Raw genomic sequence first — 24626 nt, 5'->3', positions numbered from 1 at the left:
AACAATTGCTTTTTCAAGGAGAACAGACATGGGGAAATATACAATCGCTCAAATTGAAAAAAAGCTACTGACTGAACAGCCTGATTCGGATTTTATTAACATTCTTGAAAAAGATGATAGAAAAGGCGTTCAACGAGCTTTGATAAAGTGGAAGAATAACATGGAACAAAAAAAACGATTAAGAGAACAGTTTTTTGCGATGATGAAATATGAAAGGAAGTTAAATAAAGAAGGATTTATAAAAATAGCAGGAGTAGACGAAGTTGGCAGAGGCCCGCTAGCAGGTCCTGTAGTGGCAGCTGCAGTTATTCTCCCTTCTGAATTTTATTTGCCTGGCATTGATGATTCAAAAAAACTTACTAAAGCTAAAAGGGAAGAATTTTACAAGATCATATCATCTTCAGGGGCCGCTATTGGAATCGGAATGATTGACCACGATGAAATCGACCGAATTAATATTAATGAAGCAGCTAAGAAAGCAATGCTTGAAGCGATAACGAATTTGGAAACAAATCCTGATTGCTTGCTGATCGATGCTATGAAACTTGATACGCCGTATCCGTCCGAATCGATCATAAAAGGCGACGGCAAAAGTGTTTCGATCGCAGCTGCATCGATTGTAGCAAAAGTTGTCAGGGACAATTACATGAAGAAATTGGGCTTGCTTTTTCCATCGTACGGATTTGAAAATAATATGGGTTATGGAACAAAAGAACATTTCGAAGCGATAAAGCGGTTTGGAATTACACCTTACCACCGAAAAAGCTTTTCACCCATTAAACAATTAATTATGGAATTCGAAAGGTGAAGGTATGGAACGAATTACGCAGACATCTGCATTATTTAAGCAATATTTTTTCAATCAAAGCGAAGCCGCGGTTTTTAGACCTGGACAGATTTTTCAAGGGAAAGTGACAAAACTTTTTCCGAATCAAACAGCGGAGGTGCAAGTGGGCAGCCTGAAATTTATTGCTCTTCTTGAAGCACCGCTTTCCAATCAAGAGCGCTATTTGTTCCAAGTCCAGCCGGGGGAAGGGAAAATTCATCTAAAAGTACTTACTTCAAATGGAGGCGGAACTGCGTCTATCAACCATGCGGAACAAGCATTGGCACTATTCAAATTGCCTGCTGTAAAAGAAAATATAGAAATCATCCGTTCATTTTTGCAAAACGGGCTGCCAATATCAAAAGAAACGATACAGCTTGCTTCAGAATGGCTCAAAACTGCTCCTTCACTAAAAGAAGGGCTTGAAGTGATTCAGCAAATGTTTGTAAAAAATCTCCCTTTTAGTAAAGAAATATTTAACGCTCTTTCTTCAATGCAAAAAAACGAACCTCTTCACTCCCTTGTCAGTAACCTTCTTTCTTCATTGAAAGAAACGGAGCTGACGGAAACAGGGACTGTTCTCAAAAACATATTGTCTAATTTAACTGTTGCCGAAAAAGAAAACGTCTGGGGTCAGGCTCAATTAATCGCAGTTCAGTTAAAAAAATTAATTTCTCATTTTGGATTTGATTATGAACATAATATCCCTCAATTTATAAATAATACGACAAAGGATGGGACTTTTCATACAGAAATGGTAAAGCCGCTTTTGATTCAGTTTTTAAATGAGCACCCGCCAAAATTTCAAAAAGAAGCGGCTGAACAGCTGCTGAACAGAGTGACAGGGCTGCAGGTTCTCTCGCGGGAAACCGGGCCCATGATGCAGTTTGTTGTTCAGATCCCGATTTCTTTTTGGAACAAAACAACAGATTTAACGATGCAATGGAGCGGACGGAGAAAACCAAACGGAAAAATTGATCCGGACTTTTGCCGAATACTTTTTTATTTGGATTTAGAATATATAAAAGATACAATGATTGATATGCAAGTTCAAAACCGAATTATGCGCATCACTGTTATCAATGAGAATCAGGATCTAAAAAAATTTGCCTTGAAATTTCTTGATGAGCTGAAAGAAAAGCTTTCCGCACTTAATTTTCATCTTTCAGCTGTTCATTTTGAAACCCCTCATGAACAAATGCTAAAACCAAGTCCAGCCTCTAAAAAGCTTTGGAGCGTTTATGATCCGAACAAGTATCATGGAGTCGATCTGAAGATATGAACAGAAAGGAAAAGCATGAAAGAAAAGAAGCGATTGCCCTTAAATATGACCAAACGATCCATGACGCTCCGAAGGTCGTTGCAAAAGGTCAAGGGAGAATCGCGGAAAACATCATTAAAAAAGCAATGGAAAACAATATACCGATACAGGAAGACCGGAATCTTGTTGAACTGCTGGGAGAACTCAATATTAATGAAAGTATTCCTGAGGAATTATACAGTGCAGTTGCGGAAGTGTTTGCTTTTATTTACAGGACAGACCGGGAAGTTGGAAAACGAAAGAAATAGCTTTTTAAAATTATTTTAATAAAATTCCAACTGTTTGACTATCAACAGTTATTCCTGTAATTAAAGCGGATGAAAATACTGTTGTTTTCAAAATTCTTTATAAAATATAATCTTTTCAGGATAATGGTAGACAATGTATTTGTCATTATATAAAATGAAAGCGCAGTCCAATTTTTTTGAAGAGTTTGATTGGAGGATGGGAAATGAATATCCACGAGTATCAGGGAAAAGAAATCCTCAGAAAATACGGGGTAACGGTTCCAAATGGAAAAGTGGCTTTTACGGTTGAAGAAGCAGTTGAAGCTGCGAAAGAACTCGGAACGGAAGTATGCGTTGTTAAAGCGCAAATACACGCAGGCGGACGCGGCAAAGCCGGCGGTGTTAAAGTTGCAAAAAGTTTAGAAGAAGTACGTACATATGCGAGTGAAATTTTGGGCAAAACGTTAGTGACTCATCAGACAGGTCCGGAAGGAAAAGAAGTAAAGCGCTTACTTATCGAGGAAGGCTGCGATATTAAAAAAGAATATTATGTAGGATTAGTGCTTGACCGGGCTACTTCACGCGTCGTTTTAATGGCCTCTGAAGAAGGCGGAACGGAAATTGAAGAAGTGGCCGCAAAAACTCCGGAAAAAATCTTCAAAGAAGAAATTGACCCTGTTGTAGGCTTGACCTCCTTCCAGGCCCGCCGGATCGCATTTAATATTAATATTCCTAAGGAATTAGTGAACCAGGCTGTTAAATTTATGATGGGCTTATATCAAGCTTATATTCAAAAGGATTGTTCAATCGCGGAAATTAATCCGCTTGTTGTTACCGGAGACGGAAAGGTAATGGCATTGGATGCCAAGTTAAACTTCGACTCAAATGCACTTTACCGTCATAAAGATATTCTTGAATTGCGTGATTTAGACGAAGAAGATCCGAAAGAAATTGAAGCTTCCAAATATGATTTAAGCTACATTTCCCTTGATGGAAATATTGGCTGCATGGTGAATGGAGCAGGACTTGCAATGGCTACGATGGATATCGTGAAATATTACGGCGGCGAACCCGCAAACTTCCTTGATGTCGGCGGCGGCGCTTCTGCTGAGAAGGTAACGGAAGCATTTAAAATCATCCTTTCTGATCCGAACGTAAAAGGTATTTTTGTTAATATCTTTGGCGGAATTATGAAATGTGATGTCATCGCTACAGGCGTAGTGGAAGCTGCGAAGCAAGTGGGATTGAATGTTCCTTTAGTTGTTCGCCTTGAAGGAACAAACGTTGAATTAGGCAAAAAAATACTGAATGAGTCGGGATTAAATATTATTGCAGCTGAATCTATGGCTGACGGTGCGCAAAAAATCGTTTCATTAGTGTAAGGACGAGAAAGGGGAATTAAAGTGAGCATTTTCATTAATAAAGATACGAAAGTGATCGTACAAGGGATTACAGGTTCAACTGCCCTTTTCCATACAAAGCAAATGCTTGAATATGGTACGCAAATAGTTGGAGGAACTTCTCCCGGAAAAGGCGGCATGAATGTTGAAGGAGTACCTGTATTCAATACAGTTAAAGAAGCTGTTGAAGCAACAGGTGCGAACGCTTCTGTTATTTACGTACCGGCTCCATTTGCAGCTGATGCCATTTTAGAAGCGGTAGATGCAGAGCTTGATATTGTCATTTGTATTACTGAACATATTCCTGTTCTTGATATGGTAAAAGTAAAACGTTACATGGAAGGAAAGAAAACACGCCTTATTGGTCCCAACTGCCCTGGTGTTATTACTCCCGAAGAGTGCAAAATTGGCATCATGCCTGGATACATTCATAAAAAAGGACATGTCGGCGTTGTTTCCCGATCCGGAACACTAACATATGAAGCGGTTCACCAATTAACACAAGCAGGCATCGGGCAATCTACCGCTGTCGGCATTGGCGGAGACCCTGTAAATGGCACTAATTTCATCGATGTTTTAAAAGCGTTTAATGAAGACCCCGAAACATTTGCCGTAATTATGATCGGGGAAATCGGCGGTACAGCAGAAGAAGAAGCTGCACATTGGATTAAAGAGAATATGGCAAAACCGGTTGTCGGCTTTATCGGCGGACGCACAGCACCTCAGGGAAAACGTATGGGCCATGCCGGCGCGATTATTTCAGGAGGAAAAGGAACAGCTGATGAAAAGATCCGCGTAATGAATGAGTGCGGTATCGAAGTTGCTGATACACCGGCAGTCATGGGTGAAACATTAATTAAAGTCTTAAAAGAAAAAGGACTTTACGACAAATGTAAAACACATTAATTTATTCTAATGAAAGGAGCTGACTCATAAGCAAAGGGTCAGACTCCTTCAATTCAATAAAAAAATTCTATATTTTGTCATTTCAGGAGGGAATCAGACCATTATGTGTCAGCCCTTATTTCTTCATCTGCTTTTCTTCAAAAACGATATCGGAGGTTGAAAAATGGATAATTTTCGAAACCGGCTTATTCACTTGCATCATTGCCGGGGAATTACCTGGAAGACCATATATTATTTTCTGAAACAAGACCCTCAGCTAAAATCTCTTTCAAAGGACTCCCCTTATTTAATGGAACACTCTCCTGTTTATTCTGAATGCTTGTCAGATCTTAACTGTCAAGCCATCCGTGAACAAATCCGCCAATACCCTTCAAATCAAATCCATGCCATTACGATTTTTGATGATGAATATCCCGCTCTTCTGAAAGAGATTTATCAGCCGCCATGGGTCATTTATGCAAAAGGCGATATTTCGCTACTTCAAACTCCTCGTAAATTGGCGGTCGTTGGATCCCGTGAATCAACTGCATATGGCGAAAGAGCCATTAAATACTTGTTTCCGAAGTTAATTGAAAATGATTATGTCATCGTTAGCGGACTTGCAAAAGGAATCGATGCTCTGGCACACCGCTATGCTATTGAATATAAGGGCCGGACGATCGGTGTGATTGCGGGCGGTTTTTATCACCTTTACCCGAAAGAAACAGCAAAATTGGCCGTCGAAATGATGAGGACCCAGCTTGTCATTTCTGAATACCCTCCGGATACAAGGCCGACAAAATGGCAGTTTCCAATGCGAAATCGAATCATTAGCGGCCTTACCTCAGGTACATTAGTAATAGAAGCAAAAAAGAAAAGCGGTTCTTTAATTACGGCTAACTATGCACTTAATGAGGGCAGGGAAGTATTTGCCTTGCCCGGCAGTATATTCAGTATATATTCGCTAGGGACAAATGAATTGATACAACAAGGAGCTAAAATGGTAATCAGGCCCGAAGATATTTTTGAAGAATTTTCATTTTAACAGCTTTTTGGAATGTTTTGCTTTCTGTATTGATATAAATCAATAAACAAAAAACTCGTACCATGACCTGAAGTTAAAAAATTTTTAACAAAAAGCTTGAAATTATTTATAAACTGTTATACATTTTGCAACAGGTGTTAGAAATGGGACTTGATGCTAATAATAGATGTTGGTTAAATACATTGCACTGAATTGTTAACGGTTACCGACAATAATCTTCTTTGACATTTTCCCATAGATTGCACAATAATAATAGTTAATTTATTATCCCTCTTAAGGAGGCTACTGGATGTCAGATTTTCTTGTAATCGTGGAATCGCCGGCCAAGGCGAAAACGATTGAAAGGTATCTTGGAAAAAAATATAAAGTAAAAGCATCCATGGGGCATGTCCGTGATTTGCCGAAAAGCCAGATGGGTGTTGATATAGAGCATAACTATGAACCGAAGTATATTACAATTCGCGGCAAAGGACCTGTTTTAAAAGAATTAAAGACAGCAGCGAAAAAAGCAAAGAAAATTTTCTTGGCAGCTGACCCTGACCGTGAAGGTGAGGCAATTGCCTGGCATTTGGCCAATAGTCTTGATATAGATATCAATTCAGACTGCCGGGTTGTTTTTAATGAAATTACAAAAGATGCGATTAAAGAATCGTTTAAACATCCAAGGCCGATCAACATGGATCTTGTCGATGCACAGCAAGCACGCCGTGTTCTCGACAGATTGGTTGGCTATAATATAAGCCCTCTGCTTTGGAAAAAAGTTAAAAAAGGATTGAGCGCCGGCCGAGTTCAATCGGTTGCATTAAGATTGATCATCGACAGGGAAAAAGAAATTAAAGAATTTGTTCCGGAAGAGTATTGGACAATAGGCGCACATTTTTTAAAAGGAAAAGAAGCGTTTGAAGCATCTTTCTTTGGAATCGACGGGAAAAAGGTAGATTTAAGGACGGAAGATGAAGTTCAGAACGTTCTTAAACAAATTAAAGGAGACAAATTTAAAGTAGCATCTGTTGCGAAGAAAGAAAGAAAACGAAATCCGGCTCCGCCTTTTACAACCTCTTCTTTGCAGCAGGAAGCAGCTCGAAAGTTAAGTTTTCGAACCAAGAAAACGATGATGCTTGCGCAGCAGCTTTATGAGGGAATTGATCTTGGAAAAGAAGGTACGGTCGGTTTGATTACATACATGAGAACCGACTCTACCCGCGTATCGGAAGTCGCTCAATCTGAAGCGGCTCAGTATATTGAAAATGTGTTTGGCAAGGAGTATCTTCAGGAGGAAAAGCGAAAGGAGAAAAAACAATCCAATGCCCAGGATGCTCATGAAGCAATACGCCCAACAAGCACTTTCCGCGACCCGTCAAGTGTTAAAGAGTTTCTTACACGTGACCAGCTTCGTTTGTACAAACTTATTTGGGAAAGATTTGTTGCAAGCCAAATGGCTCCAGCTGTAATGGATACAATGAGTGTCGATCTGGAAAACGGTAATGTTCTTTTCAGAGCGACAGGTTCAAAAATTAAATTCTCCGGATTTATGAAAGTATATGTAGAAGGAACGGACGATCAAACCGAAGAAAAGGAAAATATGCTTCCTGAATTGGCGGAAAGAGATGAAGTGCTGAAAACAGACATTGAACCAAAACAGCATTTCACGCAGCCTCCTCCGCGCTATACGGAAGCCCGCTTGGTAAAAACTTTGGAAGAGCTCGGAATCGGGCGTCCTTCAACATACGCTCCGACCCTTGATACGATTCAAAAACGAGGCTATGTTTCCCTTGATAATAAGCGTTTTGTTCCAACGGAGCTCGGGGAAATTGTTTTAGATTTGATTTTAGAGTTTTTCCCGGATATACTAGATGTTGAATTTACTGCAAAAATGGAGAAGGATTTGGATGATATTGAAGTCGGCAAAGTAAAATGGGTAAAAATTATCGATGAATTTTATAGGGACTTTGCCACACACCTTGAAAAAGCGGAACAAGAGATGGAAAAAGTTGAAATAAAAGATGAACCCGCCGGCGAAGATTGCGATGAATGCGGCAATCCAATGGTTTACAAAATGGGCCGTTTCGGAAAATTTATGGCTTGCAGCAATTTTCCTGATTGCCGCAATACAAAACCAATTGTAAAAGAAATTGGCGTGAAGTGCCCGAAATGTAAAGAAGGTAATATCATTGAAAGAAAAAGTAAAAAGCGCAGGGTTTTTTACGGGTGCGACCGTTTTCCTGAATGTGATTTCATCTCTTGGGATAAGCCTTTGCCGCGCAGCTGCCCTAAATGCGAGCACTTGCTTGTGGAAAAGAAACTTAAAAAGGGCGTCCAAGTTCAATGCATTGCATGTGATTACAAAGAGGAACAGCAATAATCAGGGTGAGCTCGAGGCTCACTCTTTTCTATTGAACTATTCGTATTTAATTTCGTATTGTAAAAGCATTTTTGGACACAAATGCAAATAAAAAACATGGAATTTGACATAAAAATTTTATAAACTTAGTTTGCTAATTTGGAGGAACATAGAATGAATGAAACTACGGTTAACGTGATCGGTGCGGGCCTTGCCGGAAGTGAAGCTGCCTGGCAGCTGGCAAAGCGCGCAATAAAGGTTCGATTATATGAAATGAGGCCGGTAAAACAAACACCTGCCCATCATACCGATAAATTTGCTGAGCTCGTTTGCAGCAATTCATTAAGGGCAAATACATTAACAAATGCTGTCGGCGTTTTAAAAGAAGAAATGAGAATACTTGATTCTGTTATCATTCGTTCTGCAGATGATTGCGCGGTTCCTGCAGGCGGAGCCCTTGCTGTTGACCGTCATGAATTTGCGGCAAAAGTTACTGACCGGGTGAAAAACCATGAAAATGTGACGGTTATTAATGAGGAAGTGATAGAAATTCCGGAAGGGCCTACGATCATTGCTACCGGACCATTAACAAGCGAGGCGCTGTCAGAGCAGTTGAGAAAATTAACAGGCGAAGATTATTTATATTTCTACGATGCAGCAGCTCCTATCATTGAAAAAGACAGTATCGACATGGATAAAGTCTATCTAAAATCTCGTTATGATAAAGGAGAAGCGGCTTATTTAAACTGCCCGATGACTGAAGAGGAATTTAACCGCTTTTATGATGCGCTTATCTCTGCTGAAACAGTGCCTTTAAAGGAATTTGAAAAAGAAATCTTTTTTGAGGGATGCATGCCAATTGAAGTAATGGCATCCCGAGGAAAAAAAACATTGCTGTTTGGGCCAATGAAACCTGTCGGATTGGAAGATCCGCGTACAGGAAAGAGGCCGTTTGCGGTTGTTCAGCTTCGCCAAGATGATGCAGCAGGAACACTTTATAATATTGTCGGTTTTCAAACACATTTGAAGTGGGGACCGCAAAAGGAAGTTATCCGCATGATTCCGGGTCTTGAAAATGCTGAAATTGTTCGTTATGGCGTTATGCACCGCAACACATTTATAAACTCACCGAAAGTGTTAAAAGCAACGTACCAGTTCAAAGACCGGCCGGATTTATTTTTTGCCGGGCAGATGACAGGAGTAGAAGGGTATGTAGAATCGGCAGCCAGCGGATTAATAGCCGGTATTAATGCTGCCCGCCTTGTTAAAGGGCAGGACCTTGTTGAGTTTCCTAGTGAAACAGCCATCGGAAGCATGGCGCGGTATATAACGACTGCCAACCCGGACAATTTTCAGCCGATGAATGCCAATTTTGGGTTGTTTCCTGAGCTTCCTGAAAAGATCAAAAGCAAAAAAGAGAGAAATGAAAGTTATGCAAATAGAGCATTGGAAACAATTCAGAACTTTGTGAAAAATTTGTAAATTTCATTGCAAGGGCTAGTAATTTATGATAATATTATGTAGCCCTTGTGAGGTGTGGTGCTCGTGATAGCAAATGTGAAAGTTTCATTAAAGTTATTTATTGAATATTTACAAATAGAGAAAAATTACTCACAATATACAGTTGAGCATTACCAACAGGATATAAGAGATTTCTTTATGTTCATTTCTGAACAAGCGATAGGCGGACTGGCCGATGTACAATATTTTGATGTGCGCTTGTATTTGACAAAGCTTTATGAGAAAAAACTTTCAAGAAAATCGGTTGCACGTAAAATATCAAGTCTTAGAAGCTTTTATAAATTTTTGCTGAGGGAAAAGATTGTAAAAGAAAATCCCTTTTCTCTTGTTTCCACGCCTAAACAAGAGAAAAGGCTTCCCGATTTTTTTTATGAAGAGGAATTGGCAGAACTGTTTAAAGCTTGTGAGGATAATACTCCTCTTGGCCAGCGGAACAGGGCTCTTCTTGAAGTTTTATATGCTACCGGCATTCGCGTCAGCGAGTGCAGCCATATTAAGCTCTCTGATCTTGATATGTATTTAGCAACAGTACTCGTTCACGGAAAAGGACATAAAGAACGGTATGTTCCATTCGGGAGTTTTGCACATGTAGCATTGGAAGTCTACATAAATGACGGGAGGAAGCAATTATTAAATGGCAAAGAGACACACGATTATTTATTTGTAAACTTTCGGGGAGGCCCTTTATCGGACAGAGGCATCCGTGTGATCTTAAATTCACTGATCGAAAAATCTTCCCTTAACGGAAAAATACACCCACATAAGCTGCGCCATACATTTGCGACGCATTTGTTGAGCAACGGAGCTGATATGAGAACGGTGCAGGAGCTTTTGGGACACGCATATTTATCTTCAACTCAAGTATATACTCATGTTACAAATGAATTTTTAAGAAAAACGTATATGTCCCATCATCCGAGGGCATAGACTCCTAAAGGAGGAAGAAATTTGTCACAATTTCACTCAACGACCATTTTTGCCATTCAACATAAAGGGAAATGTGCAATGGCCGGGGACGGCCAAGTTACATTCGGAAATGCGGTTGTGATGAAGCATACTGCAAGAAAAGTCCGCAAGTTGTTCAATGGTAAAGTGATTGCGGGTTTTGCAGGTTCTGTTGCCGATGCTTTTACTCTTTTTGAAATGTTTGAAGGAAAGCTTGAGGAATTTAACGGCAATCTGAAAAGAGCAGCTGTTGAGTTAGCAAAAAAATGGCGCAGCGACAAGGTGTTACGTCAGTTGGAAGCAATGCTGATTGTAATGGATGAAAACAATATGCTTTTAATTTCTGGAACCGGAGAAGTAATTGAGCCGGATGATGGCATCCTTGCCATTGGTTCGGGCGGGAATTATGCGCTTTCTGCGGGACGATCATTAAAGCGATATGCCGGTGAAGTGCTTACTGCCAAAGAGATTGCTAAAGCGGCGCTTGAAATAGCAGCGGAAATTTGCGTCTATACGAATCACAATATTATCGTCGAGGAGCTATAACGGAAGGGAAGTGGAATGTGGTGAAAACGACAAATTTAACACCAAGACAAATCGTTGAGCGGCTTGACCAGTATATTATCGGACAGAAAGATGCAAAAAAAGCTGTTGCAGTCGCTTTACGAAATAGATATCGACGAAACTTGCTAAGTGAAAAACTTCGGGATGAAATTAGTCCAAAGAATATTTTAATGATTGGGCCCACAGGGGTTGGTAAAACTGAAATCGCCCGGCGGATGGCTAAACTCGTCGGGGCTCCTTTTATTAAAGTAGAAGCAACGAAATTCACCGAAGTCGGTTATGTTGGGCGCGATGTCGAATCAATGGTTCGTGATCTGGTTGAAACATCTGTCCGTTTAGTAAAAGAAGAAAAAATGAACAGTGTAAAAGAACGCGCGGAAGAGCATGCCAATCGCAGACTGGTTGAGCTGCTTGTTCCTTCAGCCAAAAAATCTGCCAATTATAAAAATCCTCTTGAAATGCTCTTCGGTGGAGGAAATTCTCAGACAGATGCGGAAGCAAGCATTTCAGATGATCAAACCATTCAAGAAAAAAGAAGAGTAATAAAAGAAAAGCTGTCTCTAGGCCAGCTTGAAGATGAAATTGTTACGGTTGAAGTTGAAGAACAGCAGCCTTCTATGTTTGATTTGCTTCAAGGTTCAGGCATAGAGCAAATGGGAGTGAATATGCAAGATGCACTCAGCAGTTTATTACCAAAAAGACGAAAAAAAAGAAAGCTGCCTGTCCGTGAAGCACGAAAAGTTTTAACGAATGAAGAAGCTCAAAAATTAATTGATATGGATGAGGTTATTCAGGATGCCATTAGCCGGGCTGAACAAAACGGTATTATTTTTATAGATGAAATTGATAAAATAGCAAGCAGAAACAGCGGGGGCTCAACAGCTGATGTCTCACGCGAGGGAGTTCAGAGGGATATTCTCCCGATCGTTGAGGGTTCAACAGTTGTTACGAAATATGGACCTGTTAAAACTGATCACATATTGTTTATCGCAGCAGGTGCTTTTCATATGGCGAAACCGTCAGACTTAATCCCTGAGCTCCAGGGCCGCTTCCCGATCCGGGTTGAGCTGACAAAGCTGACGGTAGATGATTTTTATCGTATTTTGATTGAACCTGATAATGCGTTAATTAAACAATATGAAGCATTATTGGAAACAGAAGGTATACAAATTGAATTTTCTGACGATGCTATTCGTAAGATTGCAGAAGTTGCGTATGAAGTGAATCAAAACACTGACAATATCGGTGCACGGCGATTGCACACGATTTTAGAGAAGCTTCTTGAGGATTTATCGTTTGAAGCGCCGGATATTACGATGGATACAATCACGATCACTCCTCAGTATGTCGAAGAAAAATTAGGGGCAATTTCCCGAAATAAAGATTTAAGTCAATTTATCTTGTAATAGTATGATTGCGCAGATAGTTAGATAATGTATGTAATGATTATTAATAGGAAAAAACACTAAAATATTTATTGGTCGATTTAATAGGAGGAAGAAATAATGGATTTACTAAGTAAAACAAGAAAAATCAATGCTATGCTGCAAAAAGCGGCAGGAAAGCCCGTTAATTTTAAAGAAATGGCCGAAACGCTGCGTGACGTCATTGAAGCAAATATTTTTGTTGTCAGCCGCCGCGGGAAACTGTTAGGTTTTGCAATTAATCAGCAAATCGAAAATGAGCGCATGAAGAAAATGCTTGAAGACCGCCAATTTCCTGAAGAATATACAAAGAACTTGTTCAATATTCAGGAAACGTCACCAAACCTTGATGTTGAAAGTGAATATACCGCATTCCCGGTTGAAAATAAAGACTTATTCCGTAATGGATTAACTACAATCGTTCCAATTAACGGAGGCGGTGAGCGCTTAGGTACATTGATTTTGGCAAGGCTTGAAGAGCAGTTCCATGATGATGATTTAATTCTTGCCGAATATGGTGCGACCGTTGTAGGAATGGAGATTTTGCGTGAAAAGGCCGAGGAAATTGAAGAAGAAGCCCGCAGCAAAGCAGTAGTTCAAATGGCAATCAGCTCTTTATCATACAGTGAATTGGAAGCAATTGAACACATTTTTGAGGAACTAAACGGTCATGAAGGATTGCTGGTTGCTTCAAAAATTGCTGACCGTGTAGGGATTACCCGTTCAGTTATTGTAAATGCCCTCCGCAAATTGGAAAGCGCCGGTGTCATTGAATCAAGATCACTTGGGATGAAAGGAACTTATATTAAAGTATTGAATGATAAGTTTCTTGTCGAATTGGAAAAACTAAAAGCAAATTAATAAAGCAGAAAAAACCTTCGTTAACCGGAGGTTTTTTATTTTGCGAATTGATGTCAAAAAACGGGGAGTTTTTTGCTTATTTTACAATATTTTAACATATTCGATTTGTATTTACATAATTTTTACTTTCGCTTTAATGTGAAACAGGACTTTTGCCCCGGTAAAACAGATGCAAATGCAGTTAAAATATAATTGGCGAAAGGAAAGTTATAAGTAAAATGCTAAATGTTATTAAATCTAAACAGGGTTTCATTTTTGAATAAAAAAAGAAAATTGTCGAAAATAGGTATTATGTAGCATAAAAATTTAACTTTTTGTTCATGGACAGATTATTGCAATTTCATTACAATAAATACTATGATTATACATATTTCGCCAATATAAGCAATTTTTTATTAAATTTCAGCAACAATTTGTGAGGTGAGCGAATTGAAGTTATTTTCAAGTACGTTTTCCATTTTGGAAAATGCATTAAACTATTCATCATTGAAGCAAAAAGTCATCTCGCAAAATATTGCAAATGTTGATACACCTAACTACAAAGCAAAAGATGTCAGCTTCAAGTCAATGTTTCAACAAGAGTTCAATTCATCATTTGAAAATTATCGGACTGACAAAAGGCATTTTCGTTTTGAAGGGTCGTCTACTGGAAATAGCCCTGTTGTTACGAAAAAAAATTTATCTTACAGCCAGAACGGAAACAGTGTAGACATTGATCACGAAATGGCGGATCTTGCTGCAAATCAAATTTATTACAATGCACTAATTGAAAGATTAAACGGGAAATTTGCATCTCTACAAAGTGTCATAAAAGGTGGGAAATAGAGTTGACCATATTTCATAGTATGAACACGACAGCCTCCGCACTGACGGCTCAAAGATTAAGAATGGATGTCATTTCCTCGAATATGGCTAATGTAGATTCCAGCCGAGCCAAATATGTTAATGGACAATGGCAGCCATATAAAAGAAAAATGGTTGTGATGCAACCGGCAGAAGGAGAATTTTCATCTTTCTTAAATAAAGCAATGAACATCAGCGAATCGAATACAATCGGAAGGGGCGTAAAAGTAACGCGGATTGTGGAAGATAATACCCCTTTTAAAATGGTATACGATCCGGAACATCCGGATGCTGATGAAAATGGCTATGTCGCATTGCCTAATGTTGATCCGCTGAAAGAAATGGTTGATCTAATCAGTGCGACAAGATCATATGAAGCAAATGTTACTGTATTTAACGCCACTAAAGCGATGATGATGAAAGCTTTAGAAATCGGAAAGTAAGGTGAAATGAAATGGAAAGCATATCGTTTCCGTTAACGGCCCATATATTAAAACCTGAAGGAAAAAAGGCACCCACTCATACATATACACCATACGAAGCACAACAAAAATTTGCGGCCGTACTTAAAGAGCAAATTGAAAAAATTAATAAAGCTCAAAATCAATCAGATTTAATGACTGAAAAACTAGCCCGCGGAGAAAATGTTGACTTGCATCAAGTAATGATTGCTTCACAAAAGGCAAGCATCACTTTACAGGCAACAATCGAAATTCGCAATAAAGTAATTGAAGCTTATCAAGAAGTTATGAGAATGCAAGTCTAATCGTTTACAAATGTTGAAAAGTAGCGGTTATTAGCTGCCGATACATAGACAGAATAACCGGGGGAATAACATGAATCAATCGTTTCAGAAATATATAACAAAAATAAAAGAATATTGGACTTCGAGAACAAAGAAGCAAAAGATAACAATTTTAGCAGTTTTTCTTGCTGTCGTAATTTTTTCAGCTGCTCTCGTGTTTTTTGCAACGAGAACCACAATGGCTCCTTTATACAGCAACTTGTCTCCTTCAGAAACAGGCGCCATAAAGGAAAGTCTTGATGAAAGAGGAATCAAATCAGAAATAACTGATGGAGGTACCACAATAAAAGTACCTGAAGAGTATGTAAATACGTTAAAAGTTGAGCTGGCTGCCGAGGGAATTCCTAAGTCCGGAAATATTGATTATTCATTTTTCGGCCAGAACGCGGGACTCGGCATGACCGAAAACGAGTTCAATGTATTAAAGCTCGATGCTATGCAAACCGAACTTGCAAATTTGATTAAAGGCATTGACGGGATAAAAGATGCGAAAGTGATGATTAACCTTCCCGAAACAGGGATATTTGTTTCCGATCAATCCGAGGAGGCGTCAGCTTCTATCGTCTTAGAAACAAAACCTGGTTATCAGTTTGAAGAAGAGCAAATAAAAGCACTTTATCATTTAGTTTCAAAAAGTGTCCCAAATCTTCCTACTGATAATATCGTCATTATGAATCAGTATTTTGAGTATTTTGACTTAAAAAAAGAAAATTCTTCACCTTCTGCCGCATTTGCTTCACAGCAGGAAATTAAAAAGCAAGTTGAGCGTGATGTACAGCGACAAGTTCAAAACATGCTCGGCACTCTTATGGGCCGTGATAAAGTAGTTGTTTCCGTCACTGCAGATATCGACTTTACACAAGAAAATAGGGAAGAAAACATCGTTGAACCAGTTGATAAAGAAAATATGGAAGGTATTGCAATCAGTGCTCAAAAAATAACGGAAACATTCACTGGCAATCCGGATCAGGCCGGCGGCGTCGTTGGTACTGGTGAAAATGATGTGACGAATTATAATGAAGCTGCACAAGGATCAAATGGGGATTATGAAAAAATTGAAGAAACAATCAACAATGAGGTAAACCGGATTCAGAAAAAAATTAGCGAAAGTCCATATAAGATTCGCGATTTGGGGATTCAAGTAATGGTTGAACCTCCAGTACCTGACGATCCGAATTCACTCCCGCAAGAGCGAGTGGACGATATTAAAAAAATATTAGGCACAATTGTTCGAACAACGATTGATAAAAAAGCAGCAGATACAGAATTAACCGATGAAATGATTGAGGATAAAGTGGTAGTTTCTGTTCAGCCATTTAAAGGGAAAATAGAATTTTCCGATGAAAAAGCTCATGTTCTTCCTTGGTGGGCTTATGCCGTAGGAGGAATTTTGCTAGCAATCATCGCTTTATTGATCTTTCTATATATCAGGGCGAAGAGAAACCAAGAATTCGAGGAAGAATTCGCTGAGGAAGAAGAAACAATTCCGTTTAACGTTCCTGATGTTAATGAGGAGCAAGATACTGAAAGCAGTCTGAGAAGAAAACAGCTTGAGAAATTGGCAAAAGAAAAACCTGAAGATTTTGCAAAACTGCTCCGGACATGGATCGCTGAGGATTAGGAGGTGGTTTCATGGCAAAAAAAGAACAAAGGGAATTAACAGGAAAGCAGAAAGCAGCCATACTTCTTATTACACTCGGCCCGGATGTATCTGCCTCTGTGTATAAGCATTTAACTGAAGAGGAAATCGAAAAGCTGACATTAGAAATATCAGGAGTCAGAAAAGTTGAACCGCACTCAAAAGAACAAGTTCTAGAAGAATTTCATAATATAGCACTTGCCCAAGATTATATTTCACAAGGAGGCATTGGCTTCGCCAAGAGTGTTTTGGAAAAAGCGCTCGGGCCAGAACAGGCGTCGGTCATAATTAACCGTCTTACTTCTTCTCTCCAGGTAAGACCTTTTGACTTTGCACGAAAGGCCGACCCTGCACAAATCCTGAATTTTATTCAAAATGAGCATCCCCAAACAATAGCGCTAATACTGTCATATCTTGATGCAGCCCAAGCAGGGCAAATACTCTCGGAGCTTCCTCAGGAAATGCAGGCTGATGTTGCGAGAAGAATAGCGGAAATGGACAGAACATCCCCTGAAATTATTAATGAGGTGGAGCAGATCCTCGAAAGAAAACTTTCAGCTACAGTTACGCAGGATTATACGCAAACAGGAGGCATAGAAGCAGTGGTGGAAGTTCTTAACGGAGTAGATCGGGCTACGGAGCGGACAATTTTAGATGCACTCGAAATTCAGGATCCGGAATTGGCAGAAGAAATCAAGAAAAGAATGTTTGTATTTGAAGACATTGTTACACTAGATAATCGAGCAATTCAAAGGGTCATCCGTGATTGTGAAAACGAAGATTTGATGCTTGCATTGAAAGTTTCAAGCGATGAAGTGAAAGAGATTGTTTTCAGAAATATGTCCCAACGTATGGTTGAAACATTTAAGGAAGAAATGGAATTGATGGGGCCGGTTCGCCTTCGTGATGTAGAAGAGGCTCAATCACGAATTGTCGCAATCATCCGCAGGCTTGAAGAGTCTGGAGAAATTATCGTTGCCCGCGGCGGAGGAGATGATATCATTGTCTAGGTTAATCAAATCCTACAGGGCAAACCAGGAAAAAGAAGGAAACAAAGTGATTTCGATTAAAGTACTGCACCGCACTGAACATGAAATTGAAAAACAATCACTTGTCTCATTAGATTCAGAGAGAAACAGCTTAATAGAGCAAGCGCATAAAGATGCGGAACAAATTGTTTCAAAAGCAAACGACCATGCGAGGATGATCAGAAAGCAGGTCGAAGATGAAAAGCTTGCTTGGGAACAGGAAAAAGCAGCCATTAGTGAACAAGCAAAGCATGAAGGGTTTCAAGCGGGCTATAAAGAAGGAAGGCAAAAAGGATTTCAAGAATACAAAGAATCGATCGAGTTAGCCAGGGAAGTAATTGATTCAGCAAAAAAAGATTACAGACTGACTCTTGAGTCATCAGATAAAGCAATTTTGGGGTTGGCGCTCAAAGTATCTGAAAAAATACTCGGGAAAATAATTGACAGAAACGAAGAGGAATTTCTCCCTCTCGTAAAAAGAGCATTAAAAGAAGCAAGAGAATATCGGGAAATTCAATTGCACGTTCATCCCATCCATTATGGATTTTTGTTGTCGCAAAAAGAAGAGCTGCACTCAATTTTCCCGAGAGAAACAAATTTTTATATTTATCCGGATGAAGATTTATCCAAAACAAGCTGCATTATAGAGTCAGCGAACGGACGAATAGATGCCAGCATCGACAGCCAACTTGACCAAGTGAAAAAAAAGCTTTTTGAACTGTTGGAGAGTGAAGAAAAATGAAGATTGCCGGCTTATTAAAGCAAATTGACCAAATAGATACTTTTAAAAGGTACGGAAGAGTGAAAAGGGTTATCGGGTTGATGATCGAATCCCAGGGCCCGCAAAGCTCTATTGGCGATGTTTGCTATATTTATGCCGGCAGTCAGCAAAAGAGGAAAATATTATGTGAAGTTGTTGGTTTTAAAGAAGAGAATGTTATTTTAATGCCTTATACAACTGTAAATGATATTTCGCCGGGATGTCTTGTCGAAGCAACACTTAAGCCGCTGGAAATAAAGGTTGGAGCCGCTTTAGTCGGCAAAGTCATTGATTCTTTAGGCCAGCCGCTTGACGGTTCTGTCCTTCCGAAAGGATTAACAGCTGTTCCTACTGAACAGGCCCCGCCAAATCCAATGAGCCGGCCGCCTATCTCTGAACCTATTGAAGTTGGAATACGGCTGATAGACGGCCTTTTGACTGTTGGAAACGGGCAGCGCGTCGGAATTTTTGCAGGGAGCGGTGTCGGAAAGAGTACTTTGCTTGGTATGATCGCCCGTAATACAACTGCTGATTTAAACGTGATCGGATTGATCGGGGAACGCGGGCGTGAAGTAAGAGAATTTATTGAACGCGATCTCGGACCGGAGGGCTTAAAACGGTCTATTGTGGTTGTTGCTACTTCAGACCAGCCGGCATTGATGAGGATTAAGGGAGCATATACTGCAACAGCGATTGCAGAATATTTCAGAGATCAAGGACTTAATGTTATGCTCATGATGGATTCGGTGACAAGGGTTGCCATGGCCCAGCGAGAAGTAGGACTGGCGGTAGGCGAGCCGCCGACGACAAAAGGTTATACCCCTTCCGTATTCGTTGTATTGCCAAAACTGCTTGAAAGGACTGGAACAAATGAGAATGGTTCAATCACTTCTTTTTACACCGTTCTTGTTGACGGAGATGACATGAACGAGCCGATCGCGGATACAGTACGAGGGATTTTGGATGGCCACTTTGTATTAGACAGAGACCTTGCGAATAAAGGTCAATATCCTGCCGTCAATGTTTTAAAAAGTATAAGCAGGGTTATGAATCATATTGTTTCAGAAAGCCATAGCAAGGCTGCTGAAAAGCTTCGGGAAATATTAAGCACCTACATAAATTCTGAAGATTTAATCAATATCGGCGCATATAAACGGGGATCATCGAAGGAGATAGATGAGGCAATCCGTTTATATCCAAAGATTTTAACGTTTTTAAAACAAGCAACGCATGAAAAAGTAACCATGCAGGAAAGCATTGAAGCACTATATCAATTTATTCAAGAGGGTGAATAATTTCATGCGGTACCATTATAAGTTCGAAAAGATCTTATCTCTGAAAGAAAGGGAAAAAGACGAAGCTTTAAATATTTATAATGAATCTGTAAAAAAGTTTGAAGAAGCAGCAGAAAAACTGTATGAACTTATGAAAAAGAAAGAAGATCTAGAAGCCTATCAATTTTCTCGCCTCGTAAGCGGCCTTTCAGTTCAAGAAATCAGGCATCATCAGCAGTTTATTGGAAATTTAGAAAAAAGTATTGAATATTATCAAAAAATGGTCATGAATGCCAGAAATCGAATGTACTTTTATCAAGAAAAACTGTTGGAAAAAAATATTGAAGTGAAAAAGTTCAAAAGAATTAAAGAAAAAGATTTCCTTCATTATATAGAAGAACAAATATATTCTGAAGGCAAACAAATGGATGATATCTCGATAAAGCAATTCATGAATCGGGAAAACTAGGTGGTTATATGGAAAAAGTTTTCGAAGAACAAGAAGAGAAAAAATACGGCCGTTTACAGTGGTTACTTTATATCGTAGCGATCCCAATGCTGTTTGCGTTTGTCGTTGCCCTTATCGTCATGACGTTTGCCGGAATAAATGTGTTTGATGCAGCTAAAGAGTATGGCAAAAAAATACCAGTAGTTTCAAATATTTTTAAAGATGAAAATTCGAAATCCATTACAGAAATCGAACAAACGATGGTCGAGCTGGAAGGGGAAATAAAAGATAAGGAAGCAAAAATTAGTCGGCTTGAGTCACAAATGCAAAACAAGGATAAAGAGATTGATAGATTGAAGCTTGAAAAAAAACGGCTTGAAAGCCAAATTGATGAATTAGCTGCCATTCAGGAAGAAAACAAACGGGCATTTAAAGACATCGTACGCACATACGAAACAATGTCTGCCAAAAAAGCTGCACCGATTATTACTAAGATGAAAAACGAAGAAGCATTAAAAATATTAACAAATATAAAAGCGGATACGCTTGCCGGCATCATGGAAAACATGTCTCCTGAAGAAGCAGCAAAATATACGGAACTTTTAACGGACGAAAAAGAAAATTTATCAGAAAATCTGGAATGATGATTTATTGCTCTGAAAGGAGGTGAGGTCGTGGAAATCGCAGGATTAGGAGTTGTTCATACGGACATGGGAAGTCCAAAGCAAACGTCTGCGGAAAAAAGCATGGGAAGCTTTGCGGGAGTTCTTGCATCTTTCAAAAAAGACACTTCCGCTGAAAGTGAGATGGTAAAAGAAACGGAAACAGGGCTTTCATCAGATGAATTAACCGAGCTTATTGATTTTCTTCAAGCAATGGATTTGGTTGAGTTGGAGGGCGGTTTGGATTTAATAGAACAAGTTCAATCAAGATCCAGTGAAAATCTTCTCGAATTGATTCTCGGTTATATGGGAATGGACGATATGAAATGGAGCGCACTTGTCGATCGGATTCATTCATTCGCAACAGATGCTAACGGAAAACAAAACGTTATTGAAGGAATTTTTTCCGACCAAATCGATGGCAAAATGTTAGATTCTGATCAAATTGAATTTTTATTGCCGATGGTTGTTGCAATTTTATCAAGTGTTGACCATTTATTTTCGAAAGATGCGGCTGATGTTGCCAAAGCAGCCAAACTTTATGATTTACTTTCCAAATATCATGAACCTTTTAATAGGAACCACGATTTAAAGCTGCTTATAAAGCAAGCGGCAGAAAAACTTGAATCGATTTCATTCGTTCAACAAAAAAATGGTTCAAAGCTGGAATATCTGCGGAAGACCTTTATGCCGCTGGCAGCTGAATTAAATAAAAAAAATGTGAGCGAACGAGCCTCCGAAAACCGGCACAATTCTATTAAACAAGACGGAACTTTTGGTGCATTTTTTTCGCCGAATCAAATGTCTAAAGCGGAACAGCTTACACTGATGCTCGACAAAACGGGAAAGAATGTATCAACAGAACAATTCATTCAGCAGTTTGAATCAATTTTAGCGAAAAGCCAGTTTTCAAAAAACGGCGGAACGCAAAAACTTTTTTTGAAACTATACCCGGAACATTTAGGGTCAGTAAGAATTGAAATAATTCAAAAAGATCAATCAATTGTCGCACGAATATTGACAACGACCGGGGCTGCGAAAGACGCATTGGAATCGCAATTGCAAGGGTTAAAACAAGCTTTCAGCTCGCAAAACATTCAAGTTGAACGGATTGAAATTTCTCAGCAAATGTCCCAGCAGGAACGATTTTTAAATCGTGACCCTCATCAGCAAGGGCACGAAAGGCATCAAGAAAAAGATCAGCAAAATAAAAAGCATGAAAAGACAATAGAGACTGCTCTTTCTTTTGAACAAATACTTCTCGATACGGAAGTTTAGGTGAAGACAATGACAAATACGATTGATTCTTCTTTGTTGCTGTCAAATTATCAGCAAAACATACGGAAAACCGGTACAAACATTTTGGGGAAAGATGATTTTTTGAAGATTCTCATGACCCAGCTACAAAATCAGGATCCGTTAAATCCGATGCAAGATAAGGACTTTATTGCCCAAATGGCCCAGTTCAGTACGCTTGAACAGATTACAAACATGGGGAAATCGCTTGAAAATTTCTTGAAGTCCCAAGAACAAAACAACATGCTTCAAGCAAGCATGTTGATTGGGAAAACCGTCACTTATTTAAATGAAAATAATGAGGAAAAAACGGCAGTTGTTAAATCTGTTTCTTTCAAAGACGGGAAAACATTATTTCAACTCGATGACAACGAACATTCTAGCATTGCTTCTTCTCAAATTATAAAAATTGAATAAGCAAAGGAATTGGTTGGATAGACAAATATGTTTTTTGTCCTATTTAACACAGCACGAATACCCTCATCAAATACGATCGCTTAAAAAGAGGCAACCGCACCAAAATTCTTTTTCTATACATTTGCAATCAGCCATTCGTCAAATAATACATAATCGAAAGGAGTAGCTGATTATGCTGCGTTCAATGTACTCCGGAATCAGCGGAATGAAAAATTTCCAAACGAAATTAGACGTAATTGGTAACAACATCGCGAATGTTAATACTTTCGGCTACAAAAAAGGACGGGTAACGTTTAAAGATACAATGAATCAAACCATTTCCGGTGCCAGCGCTGCACAAAATAATCGCGGAGGTAAAAACCCGATGCAGGTAGGATTAGGGTCTACTCTGGCTACCATTGATACGATTCATACTCAATCAAGCTTGCAAACGACTGGACGACCGTTAGATTTGGCAATTTCAGGTGATGGATATTTTATTGTTAAACAGGGAGATGCGCAGTTTTATACTAGAGCTGGGAATTTTTATTTGGATGAAGAAGGAACATTAGTTAATGCTGACGGTTATAAAGTACAATCCTATTCAAATGGTACTTTACAAGATATCAAAGTTGATGTTAACGCGATTGTACCAGCACAAATAACTACTAAGATTACAATTGACGGAAATTTCCCTTCCTCGGTATCAGGCACAACAACACAATTACAACAAATAAAAGTCGTAGATAATATTGGAGATGAACATACTGTAGAACTAAAAGTAGAGTCAAATGGAACTAATAAATGGAAATTAACCTTACAAGATAGATCTCTTACTAGTACAACTCCTTTAGTTATCGATGTTGATTATGGAGTAAACCCTTTTAATGCTACCTATAATCCAGCTTCTAAAAATTTAGAAGTTAGTGATGGTAATGGAGGAAAACTTAATATTCCTATTACGGTTTCATTTGGTAATATTACAACAAATGGAAATAATCTAAACGCATTATTTTCACCAGATGGTACAATTCAAGGTTCTCTTGAAAGTTTTAACATTGGACAATATGGAGAAATTAATGGAGTTTTTTCAAATGGCAGAGTATTGCAACTAGGAACACTCGCTCTTGCAAAATTCAGCAACCCGTCTGGATTAACCAAAGCCGGAAATAATTTATTCCAAGAATCTATTAACTCCGGTACGGCTAATATAAATGTACCAGGAGATGGACGAGGTACCATCGCAGCAAGTTCCCTCGAAATGTCCAACGTCGACCTTTCTGAGGAGTTTACGGAAATGATTACCGCTCAGCGCGGTTTTCAGGCAAATACTCGGATTATTACGACATCTGATGAGATATTACAAGAACTAGTAAACTTGAAACGCTAATAATAAGGGAGGGGCAGGGCCTTAGGGGACAAGCCTTTGGCCCTGATACATAAAGTGATTAAGGTAACTAGACTGAATGGAAAGCCTTTTATCATTAATGCAATATACATAGAAACGGTAGAATCGTTTCCTGATACGACCATTACACTGACAAACGGCCGCAAATACGTCGTGAAGGAGACAGAGGATCAAGTCTTGGAGTTGGTTGCGAGATTCTATCAAACTGTCAACCTTCTTGGACAACAGTTGGAGGAAATTGAGGATGAAGAATAATAACCTTTTAAAGATTATGTTCATATTGCTTGTAGCAATCACTCTTGCAGGGGCTGTTGCGGTTGTGGCCGTATTGAAATTTACAGGTGAAAAAGAACAAAAAGAGCCGACAATTGATGAAGTGCTAGAAATGTCAGTTGATGTAAAGGATATTGTTACGAATCTCGCCAGTGATGACTTTATTAGAATTTCATTTAAAATTCAAACAGACAGTAAAAAGGCTAAAGAAGAATTGGAGAAACGCGATTTTCAAGTGAGAAATATCATTATTCAAGAATTATCCGAGAAAAAAACTGAAGAACTTCGAGGAAAAGAAGGAAAATTGAAACTTGAAGAAGACATACAAGAAAAAATTAACAGCCTGATGCAAGAAGGGAAGGTTGTTAAGGTGTATATTACCGAATCTCTCCTCCAATAAAAAGATATCCAGAGGATGAATCAACAGAAAAAAT

General features: G+C 39.0%; 26 protein-coding genes. All 26 read left to right on the top strand.

The window, feature by feature from the left end; all coding sequences use genetic code 11:
• Positions 1-28: 28 nt before the first annotated feature.
• Positions 29-808: a ribonuclease HII gene (locus PB1_RS01110; RefSeq protein WP_003350217.1), complete on the top strand. Its 780-nt coding sequence runs from the start codon at positions 29-31 to the stop codon at positions 806-808.
• 4 nt (positions 809-812) lie between these two features.
• Positions 813-2108, top strand: coding sequence for a hypothetical protein (locus PB1_RS01105; RefSeq protein WP_003350216.1), 1296 nt, complete (start codon positions 813-815; stop codon positions 2106-2108).
• The gene (locus PB1_RS01100; RefSeq protein ID WP_003350215.1) at positions 2105-2395 is read left to right on the top strand and encodes an EscU/YscU/HrcU family type III secretion system export apparatus switch protein; all 291 of its coding nucleotides are present in this window, start codon (positions 2105-2107) and stop codon (positions 2393-2395) included. Before PB1_RS01105 ends, PB1_RS01100 begins: the two co-directional genes overlap by 4 nt.
• Before the next feature lie 203 nt (positions 2396-2598).
• The gene (gene sucC, locus PB1_RS01095; RefSeq protein WP_003350214.1) at positions 2599-3756 is read left to right on the top strand and encodes an ADP-forming succinate--CoA ligase subunit beta; all 1158 of its coding nucleotides are present in this window, start codon (positions 2599-2601) and stop codon (positions 3754-3756) included.
• Between the two features lie 21 nt (positions 3757-3777).
• Positions 3778-4680 (top strand): succinate--CoA ligase subunit alpha, encoded by a 903-nt coding sequence (gene sucD / locus PB1_RS01090; protein ID WP_003350213.1) that lies wholly within the window; start codon positions 3778-3780, stop codon positions 4678-4680.
• A gap of 163 nt (positions 4681-4843) precedes the next feature.
• Positions 4844-5704 (top strand): DNA-processing protein DprA, encoded by an 861-nt coding sequence (gene dprA / locus PB1_RS01085; RefSeq protein ID WP_003350212.1) that lies wholly within the window; start codon positions 4844-4846, stop codon positions 5702-5704.
• A 289-nt stretch (positions 5705-5993) separates the two neighbouring features.
• Positions 5994-8066: a type I DNA topoisomerase gene (topA, locus tag PB1_RS01080; protein WP_003350210.1), complete on the top strand. Its 2073-nt coding sequence runs from the start codon at positions 5994-5996 to the stop codon at positions 8064-8066.
• A gap of 153 nt (positions 8067-8219) precedes the next feature.
• Complete coding sequence (gene trmFO, locus PB1_RS01075; protein ID WP_003350209.1) at positions 8220-9527, top strand: FADH(2)-oxidizing methylenetetrahydrofolate--tRNA-(uracil(54)-C(5))-methyltransferase TrmFO; 1308 nt, start codon at positions 8220-8222, stop codon at positions 9525-9527.
• Between the two features lie 63 nt (positions 9528-9590).
• Positions 9591-10493: a tyrosine recombinase XerC gene (gene xerC, locus PB1_RS01070; RefSeq protein WP_003350208.1), complete on the top strand. Its 903-nt coding sequence runs from the start codon at positions 9591-9593 to the stop codon at positions 10491-10493.
• Between the two features lie 21 nt (positions 10494-10514).
• Positions 10515-11057 (top strand): ATP-dependent protease subunit HslV, encoded by a 543-nt coding sequence (hslV, locus tag PB1_RS01065; RefSeq protein WP_003350207.1) that lies wholly within the window; start codon positions 10515-10517, stop codon positions 11055-11057.
• Between the two features lie 20 nt (positions 11058-11077).
• On the top strand, positions 11078-12481 hold the full coding sequence (gene hslU / locus PB1_RS01060; protein ID WP_003350206.1) for an HslU--HslV peptidase ATPase subunit: 1404 nt from the start codon (positions 11078-11080) through the stop codon (positions 12479-12481).
• Between the two features lie 99 nt (positions 12482-12580).
• Complete coding sequence (gene codY / locus PB1_RS01055; RefSeq protein ID WP_003350205.1) at positions 12581-13360, top strand: GTP-sensing pleiotropic transcriptional regulator CodY; 780 nt, start codon at positions 12581-12583, stop codon at positions 13358-13360.
• Between the two features lie 429 nt (positions 13361-13789).
• Entirely contained in the window at positions 13790-14185 is a 396-nt protein-coding gene (gene flgB / locus PB1_RS01050) for a flagellar basal body rod protein FlgB (RefSeq protein ID WP_003350204.1), read from the top strand.
• Between the two features lie 8 nt (positions 14186-14193).
• Positions 14194-14646: a flagellar basal body rod protein FlgC gene (flgC, locus tag PB1_RS01045; RefSeq protein WP_081485596.1), complete on the top strand. Its 453-nt coding sequence runs from the start codon at positions 14194-14196 to the stop codon at positions 14644-14646.
• Between the two features lie 11 nt (positions 14647-14657).
• Complete coding sequence (fliE, locus tag PB1_RS01040) at positions 14658-14969, top strand: flagellar hook-basal body complex protein FliE (RefSeq protein ID WP_003350202.1); 312 nt, start codon at positions 14658-14660, stop codon at positions 14967-14969.
• Positions 14970-15039: 70 nt separating this feature from the next.
• On the top strand, positions 15040-16629 hold the full coding sequence (gene fliF / locus PB1_RS01035; protein WP_003350201.1) for a flagellar basal-body MS-ring/collar protein FliF: 1590 nt from the start codon (positions 15040-15042) through the stop codon (positions 16627-16629).
• Positions 16630-16640: 11 nt separating this feature from the next.
• Positions 16641-17657 (top strand): flagellar motor switch protein FliG, encoded by a 1017-nt coding sequence (gene fliG / locus PB1_RS01030; protein WP_003350200.1) that lies wholly within the window; start codon positions 16641-16643, stop codon positions 17655-17657.
• Positions 17641-18417 (top strand): flagellar assembly protein FliH, encoded by a 777-nt coding sequence (fliH, locus tag PB1_RS01025; protein ID WP_238533089.1) that lies wholly within the window; start codon positions 17641-17643, stop codon positions 18415-18417. The genes fliG and fliH overlap by 17 nt, the downstream gene beginning before the upstream one ends.
• Positions 18414-19730: a flagellar protein export ATPase FliI gene (fliI, locus tag PB1_RS01020; protein WP_003350196.1), complete on the top strand. Its 1317-nt coding sequence runs from the start codon at positions 18414-18416 to the stop codon at positions 19728-19730. Before fliH ends, fliI begins: the two co-directional genes overlap by 4 nt.
• Before the next feature lie 4 nt (positions 19731-19734).
• Positions 19735-20178: a flagellar export protein FliJ gene (gene fliJ, locus PB1_RS01015; protein WP_003350194.1), complete on the top strand. Its 444-nt coding sequence runs from the start codon at positions 19735-19737 to the stop codon at positions 20176-20178.
• An 8-nt stretch (positions 20179-20186) separates the two neighbouring features.
• Entirely contained in the window at positions 20187-20801 is a 615-nt protein-coding gene (locus PB1_RS01010) for a MotE family protein (RefSeq protein WP_003350193.1), read from the top strand.
• A 30-nt stretch (positions 20802-20831) separates the two neighbouring features.
• Positions 20832-22097: a flagellar hook-length control protein FliK gene (locus PB1_RS01005; protein ID WP_003350192.1), complete on the top strand. Its 1266-nt coding sequence runs from the start codon at positions 20832-20834 to the stop codon at positions 22095-22097.
• 9 nt (positions 22098-22106) lie between these two features.
• Complete coding sequence (gene flgD, locus PB1_RS01000; protein WP_003350191.1) at positions 22107-22532, top strand: flagellar hook assembly protein FlgD; 426 nt, start codon at positions 22107-22109, stop codon at positions 22530-22532.
• 172 nt (positions 22533-22704) lie between these two features.
• A complete protein-coding gene (locus PB1_RS00995) occupies positions 22705-23901 on the top strand; it encodes a flagellar hook protein FlgE (protein WP_003350190.1) in 1197 nt (398 codons plus the stop codon).
• Positions 23902-23955: 54 nt separating this feature from the next.
• Positions 23956-24174 carry a flagellar FlbD family protein gene (locus PB1_RS00990; RefSeq protein WP_003350189.1) on the top strand — a complete coding sequence of 73 codons (219 nt, stop codon included), beginning with the start codon at positions 23956-23958 and terminating at the stop codon, positions 24172-24174.
• Positions 24164-24592, top strand: coding sequence for a flagellar basal body-associated protein FliL (gene fliL, locus PB1_RS00985; protein ID WP_003350188.1), 429 nt, complete (start codon positions 24164-24166; stop codon positions 24590-24592). Before PB1_RS00990 ends, fliL begins: the two co-directional genes overlap by 11 nt.
• Positions 24593-24626: the final 34 nt, after the last annotated feature.

Source organism: Bacillus methanolicus PB1 (genome assembly GCF_000262755.1).
GTDB lineage: Bacteria > Bacillota > Bacilli > Bacillales > Cytobacillaceae > Bacillus_Z > Bacillus_Z methanolicus.
The sequence above is the reverse complement of the archived record's forward strand: the minus strand, read 5'-3'. Positions and strand labels throughout refer to the sequence as shown.

Coding starts and splice junctions, on each gene's coding strand:
- PB1_RS01110 (WP_003350217.1), top strand. CDS start 29: ATGGGGAAATATACAATCGCTCAAATTGAAAAAAAGCTACTGACTGAA.
- PB1_RS01105 (WP_003350216.1), top strand. CDS start 813: ATGGAACGAATTACGCAGACATCTGCATTATTTAAGCAATATTTTTTC.
- PB1_RS01100 (WP_003350215.1), top strand. CDS start 2,105: ATGAACAGAAAGGAAAAGCATGAAAGAAAAGAAGCGATTGCCCTTAAA.
- sucC (WP_003350214.1), top strand. CDS start 2,599: ATGAATATCCACGAGTATCAGGGAAAAGAAATCCTCAGAAAATACGGG.
- dprA (WP_003350212.1), top strand. CDS start 4,844: ATGGATAATTTTCGAAACCGGCTTATTCACTTGCATCATTGCCGGGGA.
- topA (WP_003350210.1), top strand. CDS start 5,994: ATGTCAGATTTTCTTGTAATCGTGGAATCGCCGGCCAAGGCGAAAACG.
- trmFO (WP_003350209.1), top strand. CDS start 8,220: ATGAATGAAACTACGGTTAACGTGATCGGTGCGGGCCTTGCCGGAAGT.
- codY (WP_003350205.1), top strand. CDS start 12,581: ATGGATTTACTAAGTAAAACAAGAAAAATCAATGCTATGCTGCAAAAA.
- fliE (WP_003350202.1), top strand. CDS start 14,658: ATGGAAAGCATATCGTTTCCGTTAACGGCCCATATATTAAAACCTGAA.
- fliF (WP_003350201.1), top strand. CDS start 15,040: ATGAATCAATCGTTTCAGAAATATATAACAAAAATAAAAGAATATTGG.
- fliG (WP_003350200.1), top strand. CDS start 16,641: ATGGCAAAAAAAGAACAAAGGGAATTAACAGGAAAGCAGAAAGCAGCC.
- fliH (WP_238533089.1), top strand. CDS start 17,641: ATGATATCATTGTCTAGGTTAATCAAATCCTACAGGGCAAACCAGGAA.
- fliI (WP_003350196.1), top strand. CDS start 18,414: ATGAAGATTGCCGGCTTATTAAAGCAAATTGACCAAATAGATACTTTT.
- fliJ (WP_003350194.1), top strand. CDS start 19,735: ATGCGGTACCATTATAAGTTCGAAAAGATCTTATCTCTGAAAGAAAGG.
- PB1_RS01010 (WP_003350193.1), top strand. CDS start 20,187: ATGGAAAAAGTTTTCGAAGAACAAGAAGAGAAAAAATACGGCCGTTTA.
- flgD (WP_003350191.1), top strand. CDS start 22,107: ATGACAAATACGATTGATTCTTCTTTGTTGCTGTCAAATTATCAGCAA.
- PB1_RS00995 (WP_003350190.1), top strand. CDS start 22,705: ATGCTGCGTTCAATGTACTCCGGAATCAGCGGAATGAAAAATTTCCAA.
- fliL (WP_003350188.1), top strand. CDS start 24,164: ATGAAGAATAATAACCTTTTAAAGATTATGTTCATATTGCTTGTAGCA.